This window comes from Moorena sp. SIO3B2, assembly GCF_010692525.1.
In the GTDB taxonomy this organism is placed as follows: Bacteria; Cyanobacteriota; Cyanobacteriia; order Cyanobacteriales; family Coleofasciculaceae; genus Moorena; species Moorena producens.
The window spans coordinates 1-18,579 of the sequence record NZ_JAAHHE010000013.1 but is presented as its reverse complement, the minus strand read 5'-3'; the positions used below and the strand labels follow the sequence as shown (position 1 = coordinate 18,579).

General features: G+C 42.6%; 32 protein-coding genes and 6 pseudogenes. 16 read left to right on the top strand and 22 right to left on the bottom strand.

Annotated elements, in window-relative coordinates:
* The 3 genes from F6K38_RS05275 to F6K38_RS05265 all read right to left on the bottom strand — a co-directional run.
* Positions 1–1,270, bottom strand: a 1,270-nt coding sequence (locus F6K38_RS05275; protein ID WP_287356220.1) for a tetratricopeptide repeat protein, incomplete at its 3' end; no start/stop codon positions are given.
* Positions 1,271–1,324: 54 nt separating this feature from the next.
* A complete protein-coding gene (locus tag F6K38_RS05270) occupies positions 1,325–1,534 on the bottom strand; it encodes a hypothetical protein (RefSeq protein ID WP_165691855.1) in 210 nt (69 codons plus the stop codon).
* 31 nt (positions 1,535–1,565) lie between these two features.
* Complete coding sequence (locus F6K38_RS05265) at positions 1,566–2,006, bottom strand: hypothetical protein (protein ID WP_287356218.1); 441 nt, start codon at positions 2,004–2,006, stop codon at positions 1,566–1,568.
* 328 nt (positions 2,007–2,334) lie between these two features.
* Here F6K38_RS05265 and F6K38_RS05260 point away from each other — a divergent pair.
* Positions 2,335–3,039: pseudogene (locus F6K38_RS05260) on the top strand (FAD-binding oxidoreductase); the annotation flags it as partial.
* Between the two features lie 255 nt (positions 3,040–3,294).
* On the opposite strand, the gene F6K38_RS05255 reads toward F6K38_RS05260, so the two are convergent.
* Entirely contained in the window at positions 3,295–3,744 is a 450-nt protein-coding gene (locus F6K38_RS05255; protein ID WP_287265992.1) for a PIN domain-containing protein, read from the bottom strand.
* Positions 3,745–3,750: 6 nt separating this feature from the next.
* Entirely contained in the window at positions 3,751–4,077 is a 327-nt protein-coding gene (locus tag F6K38_RS05250) for a hypothetical protein (protein WP_287265994.1), read from the bottom strand.
* On the opposite strand from F6K38_RS05250, the gene F6K38_RS05245 reads away from it, so the two are divergent.
* From F6K38_RS05245 to F6K38_RS05225, 5 genes are all read left to right on the top strand, one after another.
* Entirely contained in the window at positions 4,076–4,201 is a 126-nt protein-coding gene (locus F6K38_RS05245) for a hypothetical protein (protein WP_287356216.1), read from the top strand. The genes F6K38_RS05250 and F6K38_RS05245 overlap by 2 nt on opposite strands.
* A gap of 77 nt (positions 4,202–4,278) precedes the next feature.
* Entirely contained in the window at positions 4,279–4,533 is a 255-nt protein-coding gene (locus tag F6K38_RS05240) for a hypothetical protein (RefSeq protein ID WP_008189740.1), read from the top strand.
* Complete coding sequence (locus tag F6K38_RS05235) at positions 4,530–4,862, top strand: type II toxin-antitoxin system RelE/ParE family toxin (RefSeq protein WP_008189742.1); 333 nt, start codon at positions 4,530–4,532, stop codon at positions 4,860–4,862. Before F6K38_RS05240 ends, F6K38_RS05235 begins: the two co-directional genes overlap by 4 nt.
* A gap of 57 nt (positions 4,863–4,919) precedes the next feature.
* Complete coding sequence (locus F6K38_RS05230) at positions 4,920–5,075, top strand: hypothetical protein (RefSeq protein WP_154659948.1); 156 nt, start codon at positions 4,920–4,922, stop codon at positions 5,073–5,075.
* A 97-nt stretch (positions 5,076–5,172) separates the two neighbouring features.
* Entirely contained in the window at positions 5,173–5,382 is a 210-nt protein-coding gene (locus F6K38_RS05225; RefSeq protein WP_008189744.1) for a hypothetical protein, read from the top strand.
* Between the two features lie 98 nt (positions 5,383–5,480).
* Here F6K38_RS05225 and F6K38_RS05220 read toward each other — a convergent pair whose 3' ends face one another.
* The 3 genes from F6K38_RS05220 to F6K38_RS05210 are packed head-to-tail and all read right to left on the bottom strand — an operon-like array spanning position 5,481 to position 6,195.
* Positions 5,481–5,657: a hypothetical protein gene (locus F6K38_RS05220; protein WP_154659949.1), complete on the bottom strand. Its 177-nt coding sequence runs from the start codon at positions 5,655–5,657 to the stop codon at positions 5,481–5,483.
* 29 nt (positions 5,658–5,686) lie between these two features.
* Positions 5,687–5,989, bottom strand: a complete 303-nt coding sequence (locus F6K38_RS05215) for a helix-turn-helix transcriptional regulator (RefSeq protein ID WP_008189746.1) — start codon at positions 5,987–5,989, stop codon at positions 5,687–5,689.
* Positions 5,986–6,195: a type II toxin-antitoxin system RelE/ParE family toxin gene (locus F6K38_RS05210; RefSeq protein WP_502709565.1), complete on the bottom strand. Its 210-nt coding sequence runs from the start codon at positions 6,193–6,195 to the stop codon at positions 5,986–5,988. Before F6K38_RS05210 ends, F6K38_RS05215 begins: the two co-directional genes overlap by 4 nt.
* Before the next feature lie 266 nt (positions 6,196–6,461).
* Between F6K38_RS05210 and F6K38_RS05205 the strand changes: the two genes are divergently transcribed.
* The 5 genes and pseudogenes from F6K38_RS05205 to F6K38_RS44060 all read left to right on the top strand — a co-directional run.
* Entirely contained in the window at positions 6,462–6,800 is a 339-nt protein-coding gene (locus tag F6K38_RS05205) for a DUF433 domain-containing protein (protein ID WP_287356214.1), read from the top strand.
* An 81-nt stretch (positions 6,801–6,881) separates the two neighbouring features.
* Positions 6,882–7,043 carry a hypothetical protein gene (locus tag F6K38_RS05200; protein WP_287255573.1) on the top strand — a complete coding sequence of 54 codons (162 nt, stop codon included), beginning with the start codon at positions 6,882–6,884 and terminating at the stop codon, positions 7,041–7,043.
* A 4-nt stretch (positions 7,044–7,047) separates the two neighbouring features.
* A complete protein-coding gene (locus F6K38_RS43235; RefSeq protein ID WP_353737170.1) occupies positions 7,048–7,170 on the top strand; it encodes a ribbon-helix-helix protein, CopG family in 123 nt (40 codons plus the stop codon).
* A 170-nt stretch (positions 7,171–7,340) separates the two neighbouring features.
* On the top strand, positions 7,341–7,562 hold the full coding sequence (locus F6K38_RS05195; protein WP_287255575.1) for a type II toxin-antitoxin system HicB family antitoxin: 222 nt from the start codon (positions 7,341–7,343) through the stop codon (positions 7,560–7,562).
* 261 nt (positions 7,563–7,823) lie between these two features.
* Positions 7,824–7,931, top strand: a pseudogene (locus tag F6K38_RS44060) (type II toxin-antitoxin system HicA family toxin); the annotation flags it as partial.
* Positions 7,932–8,186: 255 nt separating this feature from the next.
* On the opposite strand, the gene F6K38_RS05190 reads toward F6K38_RS44060, so the two are convergent.
* From F6K38_RS05190 to F6K38_RS05160, 7 genes and pseudogenes are all read right to left on the bottom strand, one after another.
* Positions 8,187–8,453: a DUF2442 domain-containing protein gene (locus F6K38_RS05190; protein ID WP_008189761.1), complete on the bottom strand. Its 267-nt coding sequence runs from the start codon at positions 8,451–8,453 to the stop codon at positions 8,187–8,189.
* Positions 8,425–8,670 (bottom strand): annotated as a pseudogene (locus F6K38_RS05185) (DUF4160 domain-containing protein). Before F6K38_RS05185 ends, F6K38_RS05190 begins: the two are co-directional and overlap by 29 nt.
* On the bottom strand, positions 8,618–8,809 hold the full coding sequence (locus tag F6K38_RS05180) for a hypothetical protein (RefSeq protein WP_287356224.1): 192 nt from the start codon (positions 8,807–8,809) through the stop codon (positions 8,618–8,620). Before F6K38_RS05180 ends, F6K38_RS05185 begins: the two are co-directional and overlap by 53 nt.
* A gap of 165 nt (positions 8,810–8,974) precedes the next feature.
* Positions 8,975–9,907: a flagellar assembly protein H gene (locus F6K38_RS05175; RefSeq protein WP_502708048.1), complete on the bottom strand. Its 933-nt coding sequence runs from the start codon at positions 9,905–9,907 to the stop codon at positions 8,975–8,977.
* Between the two features lie 168 nt (positions 9,908–10,075).
* Positions 10,076–10,270: a hypothetical protein gene (locus tag F6K38_RS05170; RefSeq protein ID WP_008189766.1), complete on the bottom strand. Its 195-nt coding sequence runs from the start codon at positions 10,268–10,270 to the stop codon at positions 10,076–10,078.
* The gene (locus tag F6K38_RS05165; RefSeq protein ID WP_008189767.1) at positions 10,271–10,624 is read right to left on the bottom strand and encodes an HNH endonuclease; all 354 of its coding nucleotides are present in this window, start codon (positions 10,622–10,624) and stop codon (positions 10,271–10,273) included. It lies immediately after the preceding gene.
* Positions 10,621–10,893 (bottom strand): hypothetical protein, encoded by a 273-nt coding sequence (locus F6K38_RS05160; protein WP_044495371.1) that lies wholly within the window; start codon positions 10,891–10,893, stop codon positions 10,621–10,623. The genes F6K38_RS05165 and F6K38_RS05160 overlap by 4 nt, the downstream gene beginning before the upstream one ends.
* Positions 10,894–11,531: 638 nt before the next feature.
* Between F6K38_RS05160 and F6K38_RS44055 the strand changes: the two genes are divergently transcribed.
* Together F6K38_RS44055 and F6K38_RS44050 are read left to right on the top strand one after the other, a co-directional pair.
* Positions 11,532–11,723 carry a type II toxin-antitoxin system HicB family antitoxin gene (locus F6K38_RS44055; RefSeq protein WP_502708049.1) on the top strand — a complete coding sequence of 64 codons (192 nt, stop codon included), beginning with the start codon at positions 11,532–11,534 and terminating at the stop codon, positions 11,721–11,723.
* Positions 11,720–11,890: pseudogene (locus tag F6K38_RS44050) on the top strand (type II toxin-antitoxin system HicA family toxin); the annotation flags it as partial. The gene F6K38_RS44055 and the pseudogene F6K38_RS44050, both read left to right, overlap by 4 nt.
* A gap of 146 nt (positions 11,891–12,036) precedes the next feature.
* Here the strand turns inward: F6K38_RS44050 and F6K38_RS05145 are convergent.
* Together F6K38_RS05145 and F6K38_RS05140 are read right to left on the bottom strand one after the other, a co-directional pair.
* A pseudogene (locus F6K38_RS05145) lies at positions 12,037–12,573 on the bottom strand (AhpC/TSA family protein); the annotation flags it as partial.
* A gap of 396 nt (positions 12,574–12,969) precedes the next feature.
* Positions 12,970–13,200 (bottom strand): annotated as a pseudogene (locus F6K38_RS05140) (hypothetical protein); the annotation flags it as partial.
* A 463-nt stretch (positions 13,201–13,663) separates the two neighbouring features.
* Between F6K38_RS05140 and F6K38_RS05135 the strand changes: the two are divergent.
* Both F6K38_RS05135 and F6K38_RS05130 read left to right on the top strand, forming a co-directional pair.
* Positions 13,664–14,038: a DUF433 domain-containing protein gene (locus F6K38_RS05135; RefSeq protein ID WP_008189779.1), complete on the top strand. Its 375-nt coding sequence runs from the start codon at positions 13,664–13,666 to the stop codon at positions 14,036–14,038.
* Positions 14,039–14,040: 2 nt separating this feature from the next.
* Positions 14,041–14,412 (top strand): DUF5615 family PIN-like protein, encoded by a 372-nt coding sequence (locus F6K38_RS05130; RefSeq protein ID WP_008189781.1) that lies wholly within the window; start codon positions 14,041–14,043, stop codon positions 14,410–14,412.
* Between the two features lie 195 nt (positions 14,413–14,607).
* On the opposite strand, the gene F6K38_RS05125 is transcribed toward F6K38_RS05130, so the two are convergent.
* The 5 genes from F6K38_RS05125 to F6K38_RS05105 all read right to left on the bottom strand — a co-directional run bounded on the left by F6K38_RS05125 (position 14,608) and on the right by F6K38_RS05105 (position 18,048).
* Positions 14,608–15,180 carry a Uma2 family endonuclease gene (locus F6K38_RS05125; protein ID WP_008189786.1) on the bottom strand — a complete coding sequence of 191 codons (573 nt, stop codon included), beginning with the start codon at positions 15,178–15,180 and terminating at the stop codon, positions 14,608–14,610.
* Positions 15,181–15,195: 15 nt separating this feature from the next.
* On the bottom strand, positions 15,196–15,330 hold the full coding sequence (locus F6K38_RS05120; protein WP_008189788.1) for a hypothetical protein: 135 nt from the start codon (positions 15,328–15,330) through the stop codon (positions 15,196–15,198).
* 154 nt (positions 15,331–15,484) lie between these two features.
* Entirely contained in the window at positions 15,485–16,291 is an 807-nt protein-coding gene (locus F6K38_RS05115) for a Uma2 family endonuclease (RefSeq protein WP_008189790.1), read from the bottom strand.
* Positions 16,292–16,572: 281 nt separating this feature from the next.
* Positions 16,573–16,776: a type II TA system antitoxin, ParD family gene (locus F6K38_RS05110; RefSeq protein WP_267872116.1), complete on the bottom strand. Its 204-nt coding sequence runs from the start codon at positions 16,774–16,776 to the stop codon at positions 16,573–16,575.
* Positions 16,777–16,872: 96 nt separating this feature from the next.
* Positions 16,873–18,048 (bottom strand): RNA-guided endonuclease InsQ/TnpB family protein, encoded by a 1,176-nt coding sequence (locus F6K38_RS05105; RefSeq protein ID WP_137985249.1) that lies wholly within the window; start codon positions 18,046–18,048, stop codon positions 16,873–16,875.
* A gap of 264 nt (positions 18,049–18,312) precedes the next feature.
* Here F6K38_RS05105 and F6K38_RS05100 point away from each other — a divergent pair.
* Positions 18,313–18,579: hypothetical protein (locus F6K38_RS05100; protein WP_287356211.1), on the top strand; the 267-nt coding region annotated here is incomplete at its 3' end.

The window sequence follows — 18,579 nt, the reverse complement described above, 5'->3', positions numbered from 1 at the left end:
TCCATTCCTGAACTTGATTCTTAAGTTGGCGGTGAATAGCTAAAGCTTGCTGATAATAGTTGAGGGCTTGGTCATACTGTTCTTGCTTTTGGTAAAGTGTAGCAATATTACCAAGGGTGGTGCTTTCATCAGCCTGATTCTTAACTTCCCGGTTAATAGCTAAGGCTTGCTGATAATAGTTGAGGGCTTGGTCATATTGTTGCTGTTTATCGTAAACCACGCCAATAGTATTGAGCGCAATCCCTTCCAGCTTACGCTTACCCAATTCTTTCCGAATAGCTAGGGATTGCTGGTAATAGTCTATAGCTTTGACATACTCCCCTTTCTGGTTGTAAATCCCTCCCATCAAAAATAGAATATTCTGTTCTAATCCCCGACTCCCAGTTGGTTTAGTAATCGCTAACCCAAGCTCCAGGGTTTCCAGCCCTTTATCCAATTCCCCTTGAGCGGTATAGAGTGCTCCCTTCAAGGTCAGGGCTAAACCTTCTCCTAATCGATAACCTTCTTCTCGACTCAGGCCATGAGCTTGCTCCACAAACTCCCAAGCTTGGTTTAATTTCCCTGACCTGATATAAGCTGAGCTGAATACAATCAGAGTTTGCGCTTGATAGTAGCGTGGGAGAATGCGTACGCTTTTCTCAGTCTTAGCTACTTCTTTGATAATAGTCAGACCTTGCTCTAACCTATCTAAGGCTTTGTCATACTCTCCTTGGGAAGAGTAAACTGAGCCAAGATTAACCAGAGCATAACCAATCCCAAGCTGATTACCTACCTCTTGGTTAATGGTTAGGGCTTGCTCGAACAACTCCAGGGCTTTAGGATAGTCTTCCTGACTTGAATAAACTGTTCCGATATGGGTCAGGGTTTCCCCTTCTCCCTTTCGCTCTCCATTACCTTGACGGATTTTTAGAGCTTGCTGCAATACTTCCAGGGCTTTGCTTTGTTGAGATAAGAGATTGTAAACCTGTCCAAGGCCATTAAGAGCTTTAGCAACACCTGTAGAGTTTCCCAATTCCCGATAAATCTTCAATACTTGTTGATAACTATCCTGGGCTTGAGGCAACTGACCTTTAACAAACTCTGACCTTGCCCGATCGAATAACTGCTCGGCTTGAGTGGCTTGGTCTGGAGTGGTTTGTGCCACCGCTGGAGCAACTCCCAGATTTTCTGGAGCTAAGATCGGTGAGAGCAGGCACATTAAGGTAGCACTAGCTAGCTTGAGACAGAATACAGGAATAGTAGAGTAAGTACCCATCGAAAAATCAGCCACTTGGTAGTTTCTTACTATATATCCTTAGGTGGTGGCAGTTTTATGCAGATTTTACTATGGAAGTTTTAAATTGGGTGAGGGAGTAGGGAGTAGGTTGAAGGTTAGCAGGTTGAAGGTTGAACGCGATCGCGTGGCCAAAGGCCAAGGTTGAACGCGATCGCGTGGCCAATAGGCCAAGGTTAGTGCGTAGGGTGAGTTAGGGGCGGACTTGCCCTTATTGTTCGCTTCGTAGCCAGGGTTGAGATAGTCCGCCCCGTAACGCACCACCAGGTCTGAATTTTAACAGGATGGATGTTCAATCTTGTAAATTTTCTAAATCAGCTAAATCTTGTAACCTTCCTGATGCTTGTTTATTTTTTCTAAGATTGTTTAAATCAATAAAATTAACCGGTATATCGTCAATGATTACCTCGATTTTAGCCTGATAACAGGTTTCAAAATCTATCCCATCTGGAGTAGTAATTAAATCTATTCGATTAGGTGGATAACCTAATTGTATAATTTGGTCTGGTGTTTCGAAATCTTCAGCAGCTAAACCCAAACTACCAAAGCCAAATTCTGTTAATGCTACCATCATTTTTAGAGCATTTTCTGGACTCATTTCTATCCAAATATCAATATCTTTGGTATAGCGAGGATGACCATGTACAGCTACTGCATAACCACCAATCACTAAATACTTTACTTGATTATCGTTTAATAATTGTATAAACTCTTTGAAGTCTTGGTTCAGCATTATTGTATTGATATTGGTGGTATTGCTTACGGATTATTTCTAGGGCTTCTAAGCGTTTTTTATAAGACTGTTTTCGCCAGTAGCTAAAATCGCTTTTTTGTTGCTTCATTTTAATCTTGTTAACTACTTTTTCCATGACACTATTTTAGTGATTGTTAAAGATTATAAATTACTTTAAAATAGAAAAACTCGTACCTCGGCCTAAAAATACCTAGTAGAAGATAATATCCTAGAGTGGATTTTAATCCCCGCCCCAAACCTGCCACACTGACCACCCTTTCAATATTTACCATACTTTACTCTCTCTACCACACCTGTTGAACCTCTGATGACAACCCCACAAGCTATTGACTGGAATTCCTTAGCCTCGGAACTTACCGGAATAGAAATTATTGATGACCCGACCAAAGTTGCTAAATTATCCCTAGACTACTACCACTTCAGTCCCGTACTGGAATCCCAGCTTAAGGATAAACGAGGGAATATCGTAGTTCGTCCCACTACGGTGGCGGAAGTCCTGGAAATAGCTAGGGTTTGCGTTAAGTACAAAGCTCCCCTAACCGTAAGAGGCTCAGGCACTGGTAATTATGGTCAGTGTATCCCCCTCAACGGTGGTCTGATTCTCGATACTACCCGCATGAATCAGATTAACTGGATTAAACCGGGTTTAGCCTCTGTTCAGCCAGGGGTAAAGCTAGCCGCCTTTGACAAAGAAGCTCATAAAATTGGCTGGGAATTGCGCATGGCTCCCTCTACCTATCGCACTGCTACTATTGGTGGGTTTATTGGTGGCGGCAGTGGCGGCATTGGTTCCATTACTTATGGAGTATTACGCGATCGCGGAAATCTTCATGCTGTCCAAGTCGTCACCCTCGAAGACCAGCCCCGTGTAATCGAATTACGGTCCGATCAGGTGCAGAAGGTGAATCACGCCTATGGAACTAACGGCATTATCACTGAATTAGAAATACCCCTAGGACCAGTCTATCCTTGGGCTGAAGTCATTGTAGTCTTTGATGACTTTATGACTGCTGATATCAAGCGGTTCAGGATAAAAATTCACCAGACGTACAAGTTTCGAAAAATGAGGTATATCGAGATATAGGGGAATTCAACCAAAAACACGCTGGTACGATGGAGGAGATAGTGCGGGCGTCACTCTTGTAGGGTGCGCCATTCAACAGTGCGATCGCCCGATATTGTAGGGTGCGTTAATGAAATGTAACGCACCAAATTCCTATTAATTTTAGAAGATAATTCCGGGTGTAATAATGAATCATCTAAATTTTTAAATTTCTTGCCATTCCCGAGCATTGACAAATAAAGATAGGTGCTTTGTATTATTGGTTGCCACAGTAACGTCATACCCAGAATTAGTAACTAAAATAGCTTGAGCGGCTAAAATAACATCTCCATCTAAAGCTTTAGGATCCGCTGTTGGTTTTCCTTTTTTTCTGACTTCCGCCCATAATTCGGCAGCTTTTAACATAACTTCTGTAGTAATCGGAAGATATATTATTTCGGCTTTAAGGCGATTGAGTTTCTTGATTCCCGATACCTTATTTGCTCGTAATAGTTCTCTTCTAATTTCATAATCGATAATTTCAGGTAAAACAACATCATATCCTCGGTCAAAAAGATTATAAAACCATTCTTGACATTTCAGTGACAACGCAGCGCCTTTTGGATTTGTAATTAAACCAACAGGGGCTGAATCTAAAACTATCACTTTGCTCATCTTAGTTTAAATCGAAACTCCTTTGATCGATTTAATGATTTCCCAAGTTTCTTTTTGGTCTTCTTCTTCGTCTAACTCATTCCAAGATTCAAATAACTCCTTTAACTTTTGTTGTTGCTGCTTTCGTTGAATTGGATCAGATTTTTCCAGCCGATCCATCGCTTTTTGCCAATGATATACAGATTCTTTATTCGTCATTTGGCTTTGACGAAATAAACGAAGGATTTGTAATAATTGTGGAATCTGTTCGTCGGGAATATTTTCAATTTCTAATAATAGATCGTCACGCAAATCAGTAAGGGTACGTGTTAGTTCAGAACTCGAATGATTCATGATTCATTTCCTCAAGATTGACCTTTGGTCACGCTACGCGATCGAGAGTATTAATTTGTTCTGGTTTTCCAATTTGTTGCACTTTTATATTATAGTGCGATCGCGATCTTGTCGGGTGGGTTGAGGAAATGCTAAAGTAACGCCCCCCCACACTTTGCTAGAATAAAGCGCAGAAGCAAAGGTTGGGAGGGAAGTAGCTCGATGACAATTGTTGTTACCCTTAGCTCAGAATTAGAAGCACTACTGCGTGAATATGCTGCTCAGCGAGGTCAAGATGTTAGCTTGGTTGCGTCCGAATTGCTGGCTAGTGTCTTAGAGTCGGAGGTGGAAGATTCACAGGAGGCTATCAAGGGCATTCAAAAAGGACTGAATGATTTCCAGGCAGGTCGATTTCGGTCTTTCGCTGAGTTTGCCCAAGAGCAGCGTCGCCAGTATAACCTGCCAGTCGATTCATGAAATACCCTATTGAAATTTCCAGTGTGGCCGAGGCGGAAGCCGACAGCGCCTTCCTACGTTTATCCCAAGTCACATCTACCACCCAGGCAAGCCAATGGTATGCTGGATTGCTACAAGCAATCGAATCTCTATCGCAATTTCCAAAACGTTGTCCTCTAGCAAGAGAGAATAAGTATTTCAGTCAAGAAATACGACAATTACTCTACGGTCGGGGACGTAATTCATATCGAATTCTTTTTACCATTTTGGAAGAGCAAGAACGAGCGACCGTTCGCATTCTACACATCCGGCACGCATCACAGCAAACCTTAGGTGAAGAACTAGGCTGATGCCAATATGGTCGTAGCGATCGTCGCTTTTGTAGCTTTTGTAGGTTGGGTTGAAGAATGAAACCCAACATAATTCCCCTCAACACAACGTCTTCTCCTCAAGAGCGAGGTTTTCTCTCTTGCAAAGAGAAACTAAAATTTAATTGGTGTGGCGGTCTGATGTTGTTGGGTTTCCGTTCCTATACCCAACCTACGATTGAATTGAGGTGGTGAGTGCGTACGCTTATCCTCTGTTGCGGATAACATACATTGAGCCATGCGATCGTGCTATACTAAGTAAAAAAATATAATCAAAAAAACGTAATTAATCATGACAGCAAATAGCACTATAGAAAATAGACTCATAGAAAAGCTTAAAAAACTCTCCCTTGAACAAATCCAACAAGTAGAAAATTTGATTGATGCCCTTAGTCAAGATAATACAGAGCGAAAATTAACTGTTGTATCGACTAAACTTTCTGAATCTGTCTTTGCTAAAATTTGGGATAATCCTGAAGATGCCGAGTATGACAACCTATAATTTTGGGGATATTATTCTCGTCCCTTTTCCCTTTACTGACCAAACTACTATCAAAAAAAGACCAACCGTTATCATAAGCTCAAACACTTATAGCAATTCTACGACTTGTGAGGTACAAATTTCTGAGGTGCGACCCGTGGCGAATTTAATTCGCCTACGGAAAGCGCACCTAAGTTTTTAGGGAGCAGGGAGCAGGGAGCAGGGAGCAGGGAGCAGGGAGCAGCGGATATGGGAAAAGGTAAGAGGGAAGAGGTAAAAAATAATGTGTACCTCATAGCTAAGAGAAACGCTATATAATTTCAGGTTAAGGAGAAGGTTCAATTGGCACAAAATTAATTTCTACCTTATATCCAACAGCCTGAGCATAGTCTTCGATCGTCGAGAGCTTGGGAGAATAAGATGAATTAACATTCTCTAAACGGGAAATATTGCTCTTTTGTGTATTTAGAATTTTTGCCAACTCTTCTTGAGTTAAACCGGCTTTTTTCCTTAGGTCAATAAGTTTCTTTCTAAGATCGTAAGCTACGGCCAGAGCTTCATACTCTTTTTTAACTTCACTATTAACTAGAGCTTTTTCTTTAAACTTGGCAAAGGTTGGACGGCTCACTTTTTTATCTCCTTCATCCGTTTTTTGGCCAGATCTAATTCTTTTTTTGGTGTTTTTTGCGACTTTTTAATAAAGGAATGCAGAATAATTACTTCTCTTCCTTTGATCATACAGTAAAGAGAGCGACCAATACCTTCAAAACCTTTTGATCTTATTTCAAAAAGTCCGCCACCCATTGAAGCTGTGTATGGTATAGCAGTCGCCAGGGCAGTTAGGACATGACAAAAGTCTCACACCCTTTGTAAGCGATGCAGCGCGGTCTTGGGGGTTTCCCCCATGAGCGACTGCATCAAGAAGCGCAAGAGTTTGACTTCTGACTTCGTTCCTTCTGACTTCTGACTTCTGCTATACTAAGAGCATCCGTTAGGATCGGAAGGTAAATTAACCGACAATGCAGACCTTACCTTAAAGATGGCATCCTACTCCCTTAACTTGCCGCTTCAACTTCAGCCAAGTTGTAGAACAATGTGCTTTGCGTCAAGGCATTCCCCTCAACGACTTTATTTTATGGGCAGTGGCTGAAAAAGTTGCCGAAATCAAGCATCAATTCCATGACCCAAGCTTTCCCCACATTACTTATCGTCAAGGAGCCAGTGGTCACCCCGTCTCAGTCATTCGTGGGACAGGGATTCGAGTCCAGACAATTGCGATCGCCACCCACCAATGGGGAATGTCTCCCAACCAGCTGGCCGAGGAATATGGGTTAACTGAAACTCAAATTAACGACGCACTAGGGTTTTACACCGCACATCAAACCGAAATTGACAGCGCGATCGTAGCTGAACAAAAAAGCGAAGTAGCCAATGTCTAAACTTCGGCAACACCAAAGATGAAGGGGAATATATCTGGTTAATCACATCTGGTCAAAGCACGAAAAGGGAGAGAGAAATTTATGAACAATATTTCTAGTGAAGAAATTGAACAAAAAATTGAAGCAGGAGAAGAAGTTATAGACCGCTATTTTGACTCCACAACCACAAGAGTCGGAACACGCCGTCAGATGACTTCAAGAAGAAGACAGGATATAGAAACCACAAGGAGTGGAAATTCCTAGCCCTATGCTTACTGAACTCGATAAAATGGCAAAAGAACTCAACATTAGCAGATCTGGTGTGATTAAAATGATGCTAAGACGCGCCCTGGACGAACATTATCTTGCTAAGAAGCAGATGAAATCCTAAATTTAGTGCGAGCGCAGATCTGGTAGTGCGATAGTGTTTGGAAGGCGCGAGCTATAGCTTTTAGCCTCATTTTGGTTATGCACAAAATCTAAATTATCCACCGATTACTCTTTGTTGGGTCTTTCAACGATAGAATAGACAGCCAAAAAAATATCTAGATAAAAACAACAATGAAATCCATAAACGACTATAAAATTATTTTACGTCCCGATGACAATGGAACTTTTGTCGCTTATATTCCAGCGATTAAAGGATGTCATGCCTGGGGAGAAACTCCTGAAGCAGCCCTCTGTGAATTAAATCCTGTTTTTGAGATGATTCAAGAAGAATACCTCGAAGAAGGCAAAAATTTACCTGATGATGTCGAGGTAACTGTTTCTCATGCCAGCTAAAGCTAAAGCCTTAGAAAAAGTTGCTAAAAAATTAGGCTTTCAGAAAGTTCGTCAAAAAGGAAGTCAATCGCTTCGCTCCAATTCAAAATTATCAATTCAAAATTAAAAAATACCCTATCAATGAATTCGGTGGCTTGTATCCTTAGGTGCGCTTTCCGTTGGCGAATTAAATTCGCCACGGCTCGCACCTGTGGAAACAATTCAAAATTAGAAGGCGATTCATTTTGAATTTTGAATTTGGCATTTTGAATTCAAAAATGGTCAACCACTATTCCTGTTCATGGTAATGCTGAGATTGGAGGTTGGTTATTTCGAGAAATACTCAAGCAGTTAGGAATTAGTGATCAGGAATTTGATCAACTCAAATAAGTGCGATCGCCCGTAGATTTTATTGACAAAAAAAATCTGTAAATTTCTGTTATCTTTATGGTGTATACAACTATGACTATCTCAAAATGAAAGCAATTACGAGCAATCAAGCCAAACACCAATTAGATGAACTTATTGATCGGGTCATTCTTAGGGTGCTTTGTCCAAAGTCCAACATACCAATATTTGGGGGGAACTCGATCGCCTCTGAATTTCCCCAATCATTGAACGTTAGGGTCCCTGACCTCGATTAACTCATAAATTTCTGGAGGATGGGGCTGGCGCACCACGCAGCATCCCTTCTGTACTCAAATCCTCGTCTATGTCGCTCCAGTGGATGCCATAACCACCACCGCAAACTTCCCAATTTGAACGTTGATCGGGTGTGGCGTTAAGTAGCCTTGGGTACCAAACTAGAGGTACGGTAATTTTCCGGCCATCCATTAAATCAACACTAATGGTTTCTTCAGTAAAGTAGACATTCTTAACTCTCTCATCCGCTCGAATTGCCAAAATACCCATACCAAGCCTCTAATAGATTTTTCTGATTTTCCTGGACTATCCCTTGCAATTTCCGAAGTTCCTTAGCACTGAAACCAACATTGCTAGCTAGACTGACTGGTTCCAGCTAGAATTTAGCAGATGAAGCATCACGGTCAATATGGATGTGCGGCGGTTCATTCGGCTCATGACTGTAAAAGTAGAAACGATTTGGACCGATCCGTAAAATTGTTGGCATAATGGAATAATTCTAACACTATGCTGGTTACCATGTCTTGAACTTTGGCTTGCAGCACGATCAAGTCGTCTGGTAGTGCGATCGCGTAGCGTGACCTACGGTCAATCGCTTTTAGCGGAAGCTGAGGCCTTTCGGCCACGCTTTGCGAACGCTTCATCGCGTAGCGTGGCCTACGGCCAATCGCTCTTGTAGGGTGCGTTCGATTACACAAGAGCTATCAAGACATTTATTGACAAAATATCACAGAACGCACCATCCCTTACTGGGATTAATTCAAAGTTAAATTTTCATTTTTAACTTTGAATTAATCCCTGAATCTTGCTAATAATTCCTCACGGGATAGCTGAGATAACTGTAAAATTAAAGCGGAAAATTCTTGATTAGATAAGGACAGCATTGGTTCAATAATACCTCTAAGTTGGTCATCAATAGAATTAAACCGAACTCTCAACAAGTTTTCGATAATCGCAGTGCGCTCCATCCTCAGACCCTGCTGCATACCTTGTTGTATACCCTGCTCTATACCTGACTGAGTAGCAGCTTCTAATTTTTCTAATAAAAGTGGTGATAACCGCATAATTAACTCCCTGTCTTGCTGTTCTAATTCTGTACTTACTTCCAAGTTACTACGCAGAGAAGATAACAACAATAAAGTATTTTCCCGAAATTGATTTGTTTCTGGCAGTGCTTCTAATTCATCAATGGCCTGTTGTTGGACCCTGCCTCTGCCTAACATTCTCAACCATAGTGTGTCTAAGGTCTTTGGTAATTTATGTATTACGACTAATCCAGTCCTTAGGAAAGAGGGTAACAAATAAATCCCCTCACCCCAATGGTCCGGATCACTCTTAGCACCAAAGCCTTCTAATATTGCAGATGATGCTGTCGGGGTCAAAATCCATAATTTTGGGTAATTCTCTTCATTGAGGCGAGTATTCTCTCGATTCCCTTGACGAATAAAATCTGTGTGTACCTCTAATAATTTCAGGAGGCAAGTCCGAATTTCGTTAATAGTAACCGGATTTCTAAAGGGTTCAAACAAACAAGGCGTTGTAGCTAATTTCCCTAATAATCCTAAGGCTTCTGGGGAAGTTTGTGCTTGATTGGCCGGGGCAAAAAATACATCGACTTGTCGGATTTCGCTGCGGATTTCTAGGGGAGCCTGACATTCTCCAAATTGTGATAACAATTCTTCTAAATAATCTTTGGCAAATTGGTCGTGGATAAATCGGGTCATTAGATAAATATGTAGGGTGGGCACTTGTGCGATCATCTGTGATAAAATCTTAGATTTACAAACACAAGTGCCCACCATTATAGGTTTGAATTGGTAAGCATTGTTGTTGGCCAATATCGGTCGATCGCGATCAATATTTCCATCAATGCTCAATCTGAAACCTACTCATTAGGTGGATGCGGTGCCTACTTCAATCCAAATTGCTCTTGCTTCAACCAGATTCTCATTGTTCAAGCGCAGCGCTTGAATAATGAGGTACACAAGATTTTTTCCCTCTTGCCTCTTGCCTCTTGCCTCTTGCCTCTTCTCTGTTCCCTGTTCCCAGATCCGCTGTTCCCTAAAACCCAAAAACTTGTACCTCACCTAATTGAAAAACGCTATACTGTTGCTCGGCCCACTGGTGTTATTCCAGCAATATGAGTTCCACCATTGTTCCAAATGAAATGGTCGTTCCCAAAATTGATTTCGTGGATTATAGAGTGCAACATACTGCCCTGTCTGTGGATCAACTGCGTAGATTTTGCTCCCTTTGAATTCATTACAGCGATAACAGGAAGCAGCTAAATTTTCTCGATTGTCTGTTCCACGTTGTGAGCGAGGCCAGATGTGCTCCATGACTAGTGGTGTACCAGTCAACTGGGAAGAGGTTTTACAATATTCACAGCGAAAATTGGCTTCTTGAATTACGCGCCGTCGTAATTCAACAGATATGGTCATAGAATCACAGGTAAATCAATAAGTGCAGGAATCCGATGCCCTTTCCAACGTAGAACAGACCAGGCATAAGCTTTCCGCAGCATGAGACGATCGGCTGCTTGTCGCAACTCGGCGAGTTCGAGCCGTTCCTCCGGTGTCAGTTTCTCATCCTGATGTTTGTCTAGCAACTCAACACAGCGATGATGCTGATCAGGGTCTATTTCTGCTTGAGCAATGGTGAGTAGCTGTTCAGTATCTAGTATCTGAAGCTGTAATAACTCTGCTTGCATTTCTAAAGGTGCATTATCAACCGAAGGTGGCAAATTGCTAACTACACAATGCAGCTGCAAGTGTCTCTACACTTTGCTGCGTAGCTTTGGCAATTCGTGCCAGTTGGTGGAAGATGGGACGGCAGCAGATCGATCGTGATTTGTTGAGTTGTCATGTTCCTAGGCTACTGGCTAGATACTGCGGTTATTGTAGCGAGTTTTTTCATCGTGCATCAAACACTTCAGGAAGCTAGGTGTGATCGCTGATGTAGGTTGGGTTGAAGAATGAAACCCAACATAATTCCCCTCAACACAACGTCTTCTCCTCCAGAGCCGGGTATCTGCTCTAACAAAATAGAACCTACAATTTAATTGGTGTGGCGGTCTGATGTTGTTGGGTTTCCGTTCCTATACCCAACCTACGATTGAATTGAGGTGGTGAGTGCGATCGCATCATCGATGGCGTACGGGTGGGGATTGCGTACACTGATGGGGATTGGTTAAAATTAAGAGGTTACTTATTGTCGGTGAGTAAAACCGTTTGCGCGTCTGACAAAGAAAAGAAAATAATTTCTCTTGGTGCGCATTCACGCTTGTCGGGAAACCCGACCGGGGTCGCACCGCTGAGAGTATCGGAGGGCGAAAATAGGGTTTCCATGATGAAAATTACATATACATATTGGAAAGAAGCGGATGGGATGTTCTTGGGCTATTTGAATGAATTTCCAGATCATTGGACACAAGGGGTTGATCTAGAAGAATTAAAAGATAATTTAGCTGTACTCTATAGAACATTTACTAGTGAAGAAATTCCCGGAATTAAGAGAGTCGCAGAACTTGAGGTTGCATGAAAAGACGCGATTTAATTGCCTACTTATAAAAATCCGGTTGCTATTTGATTCGACATGGTGGGAAACACGATATTTACCATAACCCAAATAATGGACAAACGGAACCAATTCCAAGGCATCGAGAAATTAATGAGCGATTGGCTAAAAAGATTATCAAAAGCAAAACTCCAAGAAAATTAAATGCGAATAAAATAGCGCGAGCGGGTGGGAAGGGTGATCTCTGTTGTCGGTTGGGTTGAGTGCGTACGCTCTTGTAGGGTGCGTTCGATTACACTAGATCTATCAAGACATTGTTACTATCGCTTTGGTAGAGCTAATCTAATAAAAACGACAGTGGACGACTCATATTCTGAGCAAAGCCAAGGAGACCGCCATCGCGGTATTCGTAGAGTAATTTCCCCTGTGAATCGAATAAGAAGGTTCCCCCTCGCTGGGTCAGATAAGCCCCATTGGGTACATAAGTATTCCAGTGGCTTAAAACCTCTGTCATATTCCGCAGCCGCAGGGTTGCCAATTCAAAGGGTCTTTGAAAACCTTTGCCACCAGCCAGCCTGAAGAATGACCCCTTGATAGGGGGAAGTGGTATACCTCGCACAACCTCCTCATCATCGAGCAACTGCGGAGCCTGACTATCGCCCCAATAGCCTCGAAATACTTCAGCTAGAGTGCCAGGACTACCAATACCCGCACACATCAGCAGCAGATTCAAGTAGGCATTTAGGGTTATTGAGAGCCCTGGTAGCTTGAGCGATAGTCCTGGATAAAGATTAAGCTGGTGGTGCAGCTGTGCATTGGGACAGACAAACAGCCAATCCCCAGAAAACCCCGTATAGTTGCAGAATCGCTTACCAAAAATTTTGGGTTTAAAGCCCCGTCCTTATAGGACGGCTTTCTTTTTAAGTTAAAACTTGACAGTTTTCGCACTGCGTGTTATTATAAAAGCATAAACAAAAAATAAAAAACTAGATAAATACTATCTAATGATAAGTAGACAACGTAAAAAATATGTATCAGATACATATTGCGTAATTTGGTCTAACGACTTAAACGTCTATGAAAAAAATTAGATTAAAAAAGTATCTATCTATATATAAAAAAAAGGTACGGTGGGGCACACCGAAACCTAGGTTATAAACCAAATACGCTTGTGGAGAGGCGACCTCTATTTTTCCTGGCTCCGGCCTGGTTAAACAAGTAACCCCATTGAAGCAAGAATCCCCGTCCTTCCAGGGCGGGGAGTGTCAACAGAATCGCGATTGCCAATACCAACAGCTCGTATTACTATACCCTCGCCCTGTAACCTTTTTGCTTCCCGTTGCAGCCACCAAGCGTATTCGAGACTGTCGAAATCTCCAAGTTGGGGCCAGACAAGTACCAGCTGGCGGGTGGCTGACTCACAACCGCTCAGAAGTGGCAGGATGACTCCATCACTTACCCGCTGGCACTGGGTCTGATTTAAGATTGTGTAAGGATTCATGTTCAACCGGTTGTTTTAAGGGGAATGTGGTATTAAAAGTAAAGCACGCTTCGACATTGGTTTGAGCTTTGCGATGAAGCGTTCGCGTAGCGTGGCCTACGGCCTCAGCTTCCGCGCTTATGCGATCGCTTCTTCTATAATTTGTTGAATTGCTGCTAAATCAGGAGGCTGTTGGTGGCTCTCCATTCCCAGCCAAAGCAGATACTCAATATTACCACCAGGTCTACTCAAATTGCTGCCTCAATTAAAGGTATTTATCTGCCTTGATCGTAAATTCGGGACTTACTTCAAAGTACCATCGAGTTGAGCCTGGTACGATCGCCGATCAACTGAATGAGTGAGCGAACCATAACGGATCTTATTTCGTGCTTAAAGGGTATATGTGAGCGAACGGGCTTTGAATATAATGGACATTGGGTATCAAGGGAATAGATAGCTATCCACCAGGGATAGGAGGTTTAATATGGTGTCAGCACCTACTGAAGAACCAGCAATCATTCGGACAGAGCGGGGATTGACAATCGCAGGTACACGCATCACTCTTTACGACGTGATGGATTACCTGAAGGCTCAGTATCCACAACAGTTGATCTGTGAAAAACTAAGTCTTAATAATCATCAGATTCGTTCAGCGCTAGCCTACATTGAAACTCATCATGTTGAGTTTGAAGCGGAATACCAAGAATGTCTCCAAACAGCAAAGGAAATTCGGCAATATTGGGAAGAGCGAAATCGAGAACGATTTGCCAAGATCGCAGCAATGCCTCCGAAGCCAGGTCAGGAAGCCCTCCGTGCAAAACTCCAAGCATGGAAAGCGCGAATTGAAGCCCAGGCATAGCCATGAACTTTCTGATTGACTACAATTTAACTGGCGATGCTGTTCTATTTTGGGGAACACTATCGGCTGAAGGATGGCTGGAACTATTACCTATTCGCTTCTTTACATTTCAGGACGCTGACTTGCCAATGGATAGTAGCGATCGCGCTGTTTGGCACTTTGCTCAGAGCAACCAAATGATCCTGATTACCGCTAACCGAAATATGATAGGAGTTGACTCTCTAGAGCAAACAATTCGTGAGGACAATACACCAACTTCGTTACCAATTCTGACAATTGGTAACCCAGATCGACTTGACGAAAGTAGTTATCGGCAAAAATGCGCTACCCGATTGATTGAAGGCAACCCAACACCTCAGAACTTTGACCCATGATGTCCTGGAAGGCAAAAATTTACCTGATGATGTCGAAGTAACAGTTTCTCATGCCAGCATTAGCTAAAACCTTAGTGACTAAACTTTCTGAATCGGTCTTTGCTAAAATTTGGGATAATCCTGAAGATGCCGAGTATGATAACCTATAATTATCACTTATAATTTTGGTGATATTATTCAGTTATACGTGCTGTTTTACTTAACCGGAAAGAAGCGATTGATTAGTACAACAAAATTTGGTAATAACGGAGAAGTTAACTCATCCTGATCAAATAAGGTAGCAACTAGAGTTAATTTTACCTTGTCTCGGCGATATACCTCTACTTGCTTACGAAAACGATCGACAATCCAATATTCTTTTACTCCTTGAATTGAATATAATTTGACTTTCACTTCCCGGTCGCGTTTTTCATTTTCTTTACCAAAAGAAATTACTTCCACCACTAATTCTGGTGCTGCGGTAAGATGTCCAGCTTCATCTTCTATTTGAGCTAATCTTTCTTGGCTTACCCACACTACATCAGGAATCACATTATCGGCATCTGAGAAGATAATTCCGGGAGTAATAATAGTTTCACCATTACCTGTTGATTCTGACCAATTATTCAAATAACTAAAAATTCTGCCACAAACTTGTTGATGTCGTCGGTGAGGCGTTCGAGTCACAAATAATTCTCCTTCAATTATTTCGTATATTGTCCCTTCAGAGTGAGGCAATAGTTCTAAATCATCGATTATCCAACTGACTCGATCAATCGTTTCAGTCATACCAATTCTCCTAATTTAATATGTATTAATTTTATCAAAATGCAGATAAGCTAATATCATGTCGGGATAATTACCCTTAATAAAAATCTCCGCCATCTCCCCATCTCCCCACACTTCCCACCCTCCCCACACTTCCCACCCTCCCCACACTTCCCACCCTCCCTCTAATTATGGGTATTCAACCTGACTTGATATAATCCCTCATCCTGAGGGGGAGGGTGTTGCGCCACCCTTAAGTCATTCATCACCTCATTCACCCCCTTAATCGCCTTCCGCACTTGACAACGTGTCGGTATGGTGGGGTTCATAGCTCGAACTGTTCTGGATCTATGCCCTTTGCTTTTAATTGCGATCGCAAGGCTTGCAACGAAGCTTCTGCCTGTTCTGCCCGTTGTGATGCCTGTTGTTTTTCCAGCCTTTCGAGCTCTAAAGCTTCCTCCGCTTGCTCTAAAGCTTCTTCCGCTTGCTCTGCCCGTTGGCGTTCCTGTTCTTTTGCCAGCCTTTCGAGCTCTGCTTGTTGTTGAGCGAGATCTTTGAGCTCAATAATTTCCAAATAAGTAGCAAAACGTTCACCATTGGGATAATACAGCACCAATTGAGATGCTACTAACTCAAACCTAATTCCTAAACGGGGACTAACCCAACCTGGCATCTGGGGGATGGGTTCTAGTTTTTCGGCTGAACGCAACCAGCCTTTTAGTTTTGTCCGATTTGGATCATACAGATAGTACTCTTCTACTCCATGGGTCTGGTAAAACTTGAGTTTATCCTCTTCTAATTCCTTGATGGTGTTCGTTTCTGATGCTATTTCAAAGGTCACCTGGGGATTAAGGTTATCTTCAACCCAGGTTTTGTAGGAACGCCGATGCCCTTTGGGTCTACCTACAACCACCATCACATCGGGGGCTTGGTTGATTTTAGGTTGTCCTTGTTCTGGATACCACAACAAATCCCCAGCGACGAACACATTCGGGTCATCCTTGAATAGGGCTTCCAGGCCATACTTAATCGTGGTAATTAGTTCAAATTGAAGGGTATTGTCCGCCAAGGGTTTGCCATCACTTTCGGGATAGAAGATGTTATCGGTAGTGGGCGGTCGCTGCTGAACCATAAGGAAAAACCATTACCAGAGCTGATCAGCCTATTTTATCTTATACTCAGATCTTGAACCAAGTTTAAAATTTATCTGTAAAGGTAGGGAACTTCGGATCAGTAAACAGGTAAAAAAACCTGTATACCTCATTACTATGAGAAATGCTATATTAACCCGAAATGACGTTATTTATTGAGAGCATTAATTGCCAATATAGCTGTTGCAAAAGCCATTTTTAGCCTAGGTAATCTGCGGGATTCAGACCACTTTTGCAAAACGTCTAATCAGGGCATCTTCATTCAGGACTGGATGTTATTGCGTGCTTTCTGCTTAATATCAGGAAAAGTGCTGGGGGAGAATTCACCCCATTCAGCCGCTTCTATTCTCGGCTTGAGAAAGGCAGACAGTTGAGCGAGGGCTTCTTCGGAGCTTAGTTCTGGGTTGATGGGCACATCAGGCAGAGAGCGTTCAAGCACATATTCCTTAATCGTTTTGCCGCTCAGGGCTGCGTTCGCGAAGCGGTTCTAAAGGAACATCGCTTTGAGCTTCTGATGCTGTTCTGGGGTAACCAATCCCCACGGCGCTTATGCCGGGGGCTTTTAGTAGCCCTGTACAATATCTGTTAGAGAACAGGATAAGTACGAACCTCCGGGCAGGGTTACACTCTGCCCCAGCATTTTAATCATCATAGAACCATTGAAATCAGCATCTCCAATCCATCCACAAGCACTACACTTGTAGCGTTTTCGGGACCTATAAGACTTGCCTTTTACTGGATGGATATGCAGGCACTTGTGGCACGTTTGAGAGGTATAGCGAGGATTGACGAAGATGACTTCTACCCCAGCTTCTAAAGCCTTGTACCGTATAAATTCTCTAAGCTGATAAAAAGCCCAACTGTTAGACCTTCTTTTTTCGGTCTTAGACCTTGGCTGTAGGTTCGTCCTCTCTCTGATACCTGTCAAATCCTCCAGAGCGATAACTGCTCCTTGAGACTTTGCTGATTCAACAATAGCCTTGCTTACATTATGGTTAACCCAAGTCTGAAAACGTCTTTCTTTGCCTGATAGCCGTTTCTGAAGTTGGCGACATCTGCGTCTACTACTTCTTGTGCCCTTCGAGGCTTTCTGTTGAATTTGTCTTCTTACTCTGGCAAATTTGTCTCTAGTTTCCGTTACTTGCTTGCCAGAAAAACTCAGGTTTTCACTAGTAACAGCGATCTCCGTGCGCCCTAAGTCTACTCCAATAACCTTTTCTCTTTTTTGAGGTAATGGAGCTTTTTCCTTAACTTGGATATGAACATAATACTGACCATCACGATGCTTGCATAGTTGAGCGGAGGTAGGTTGCTTGCCTTTGAGTTTGCCAATTTGGTAGTTACCAATCTGCAAGGTAAATCTCTCTCTGCCACCTACTAAAGTTAAGCTAACAGTTTGATCTTTTTCTCTGTAACTGAAAATTCTGGCATCATAATCAGCACTAGTAGGACTGAAATTTGATACAGGCTTGTTTTTATGTTTAGCTGTTTTTCTGTTTGCAGCCACACGTCCACAAACTCTTACCGCTAAATTAGCGCTTAAGTTATAGGTTTCCCTGATGTATTTGTAAACCTGAGCCTGTATCGTGTTTTTGCTGGTTATGGAGGATTTTACGACAGCATTGGTATAGTTGCAAGCATCCGCAAACCCCTTAAATGTGGCCTCAATCTTGTCGGCTTGCTGGGGTGTCGGTTGAATCTTGCAAACTATTGTTAATACTGTGGTTTCCATCTCCATAAATTCACATGTGAGTATCTATTGCTATTATACATCAAGATTTTGGATATTCCGGAAGATTTCGCCGCCAACCTCGGGCTTTGTCCGACGCTACGCGAACAAGGGTATTGAACCCATTGACCTGCTTGTCACGCTGCGCGAACGGCTGGCTGCGGGGGATTATCCCTCCCTATGCCTAAAGGCAAGGGAGGGATAATCCCCCAGACCCCCTATTTTTGGTGATCTCAATCGAAAGCCTAGGCATGGGAAATCCCTATGTTGTTCTTGAACAACATTTCTGGAATAACAACTTTTGTTGCTTTTACGCAGTCGGGAACAGCGGATCTGGGAACAGGGGATCTCGGAACAGGGCAAAGTGGACAAGAATTGACCCAAAGCCATACAGCGTGGTCTTGGGGGTTCCCCCCACGGGAGTTTAGTTTATCCGAAGACCTTGCTGCATCACTACTCTGTTCTCCCTACTCCCTACTCCATGCTGCCCTCAAGGTAATCCCGGTAAGAGTAGTTATCGACACTAAGAGCCTAACACTA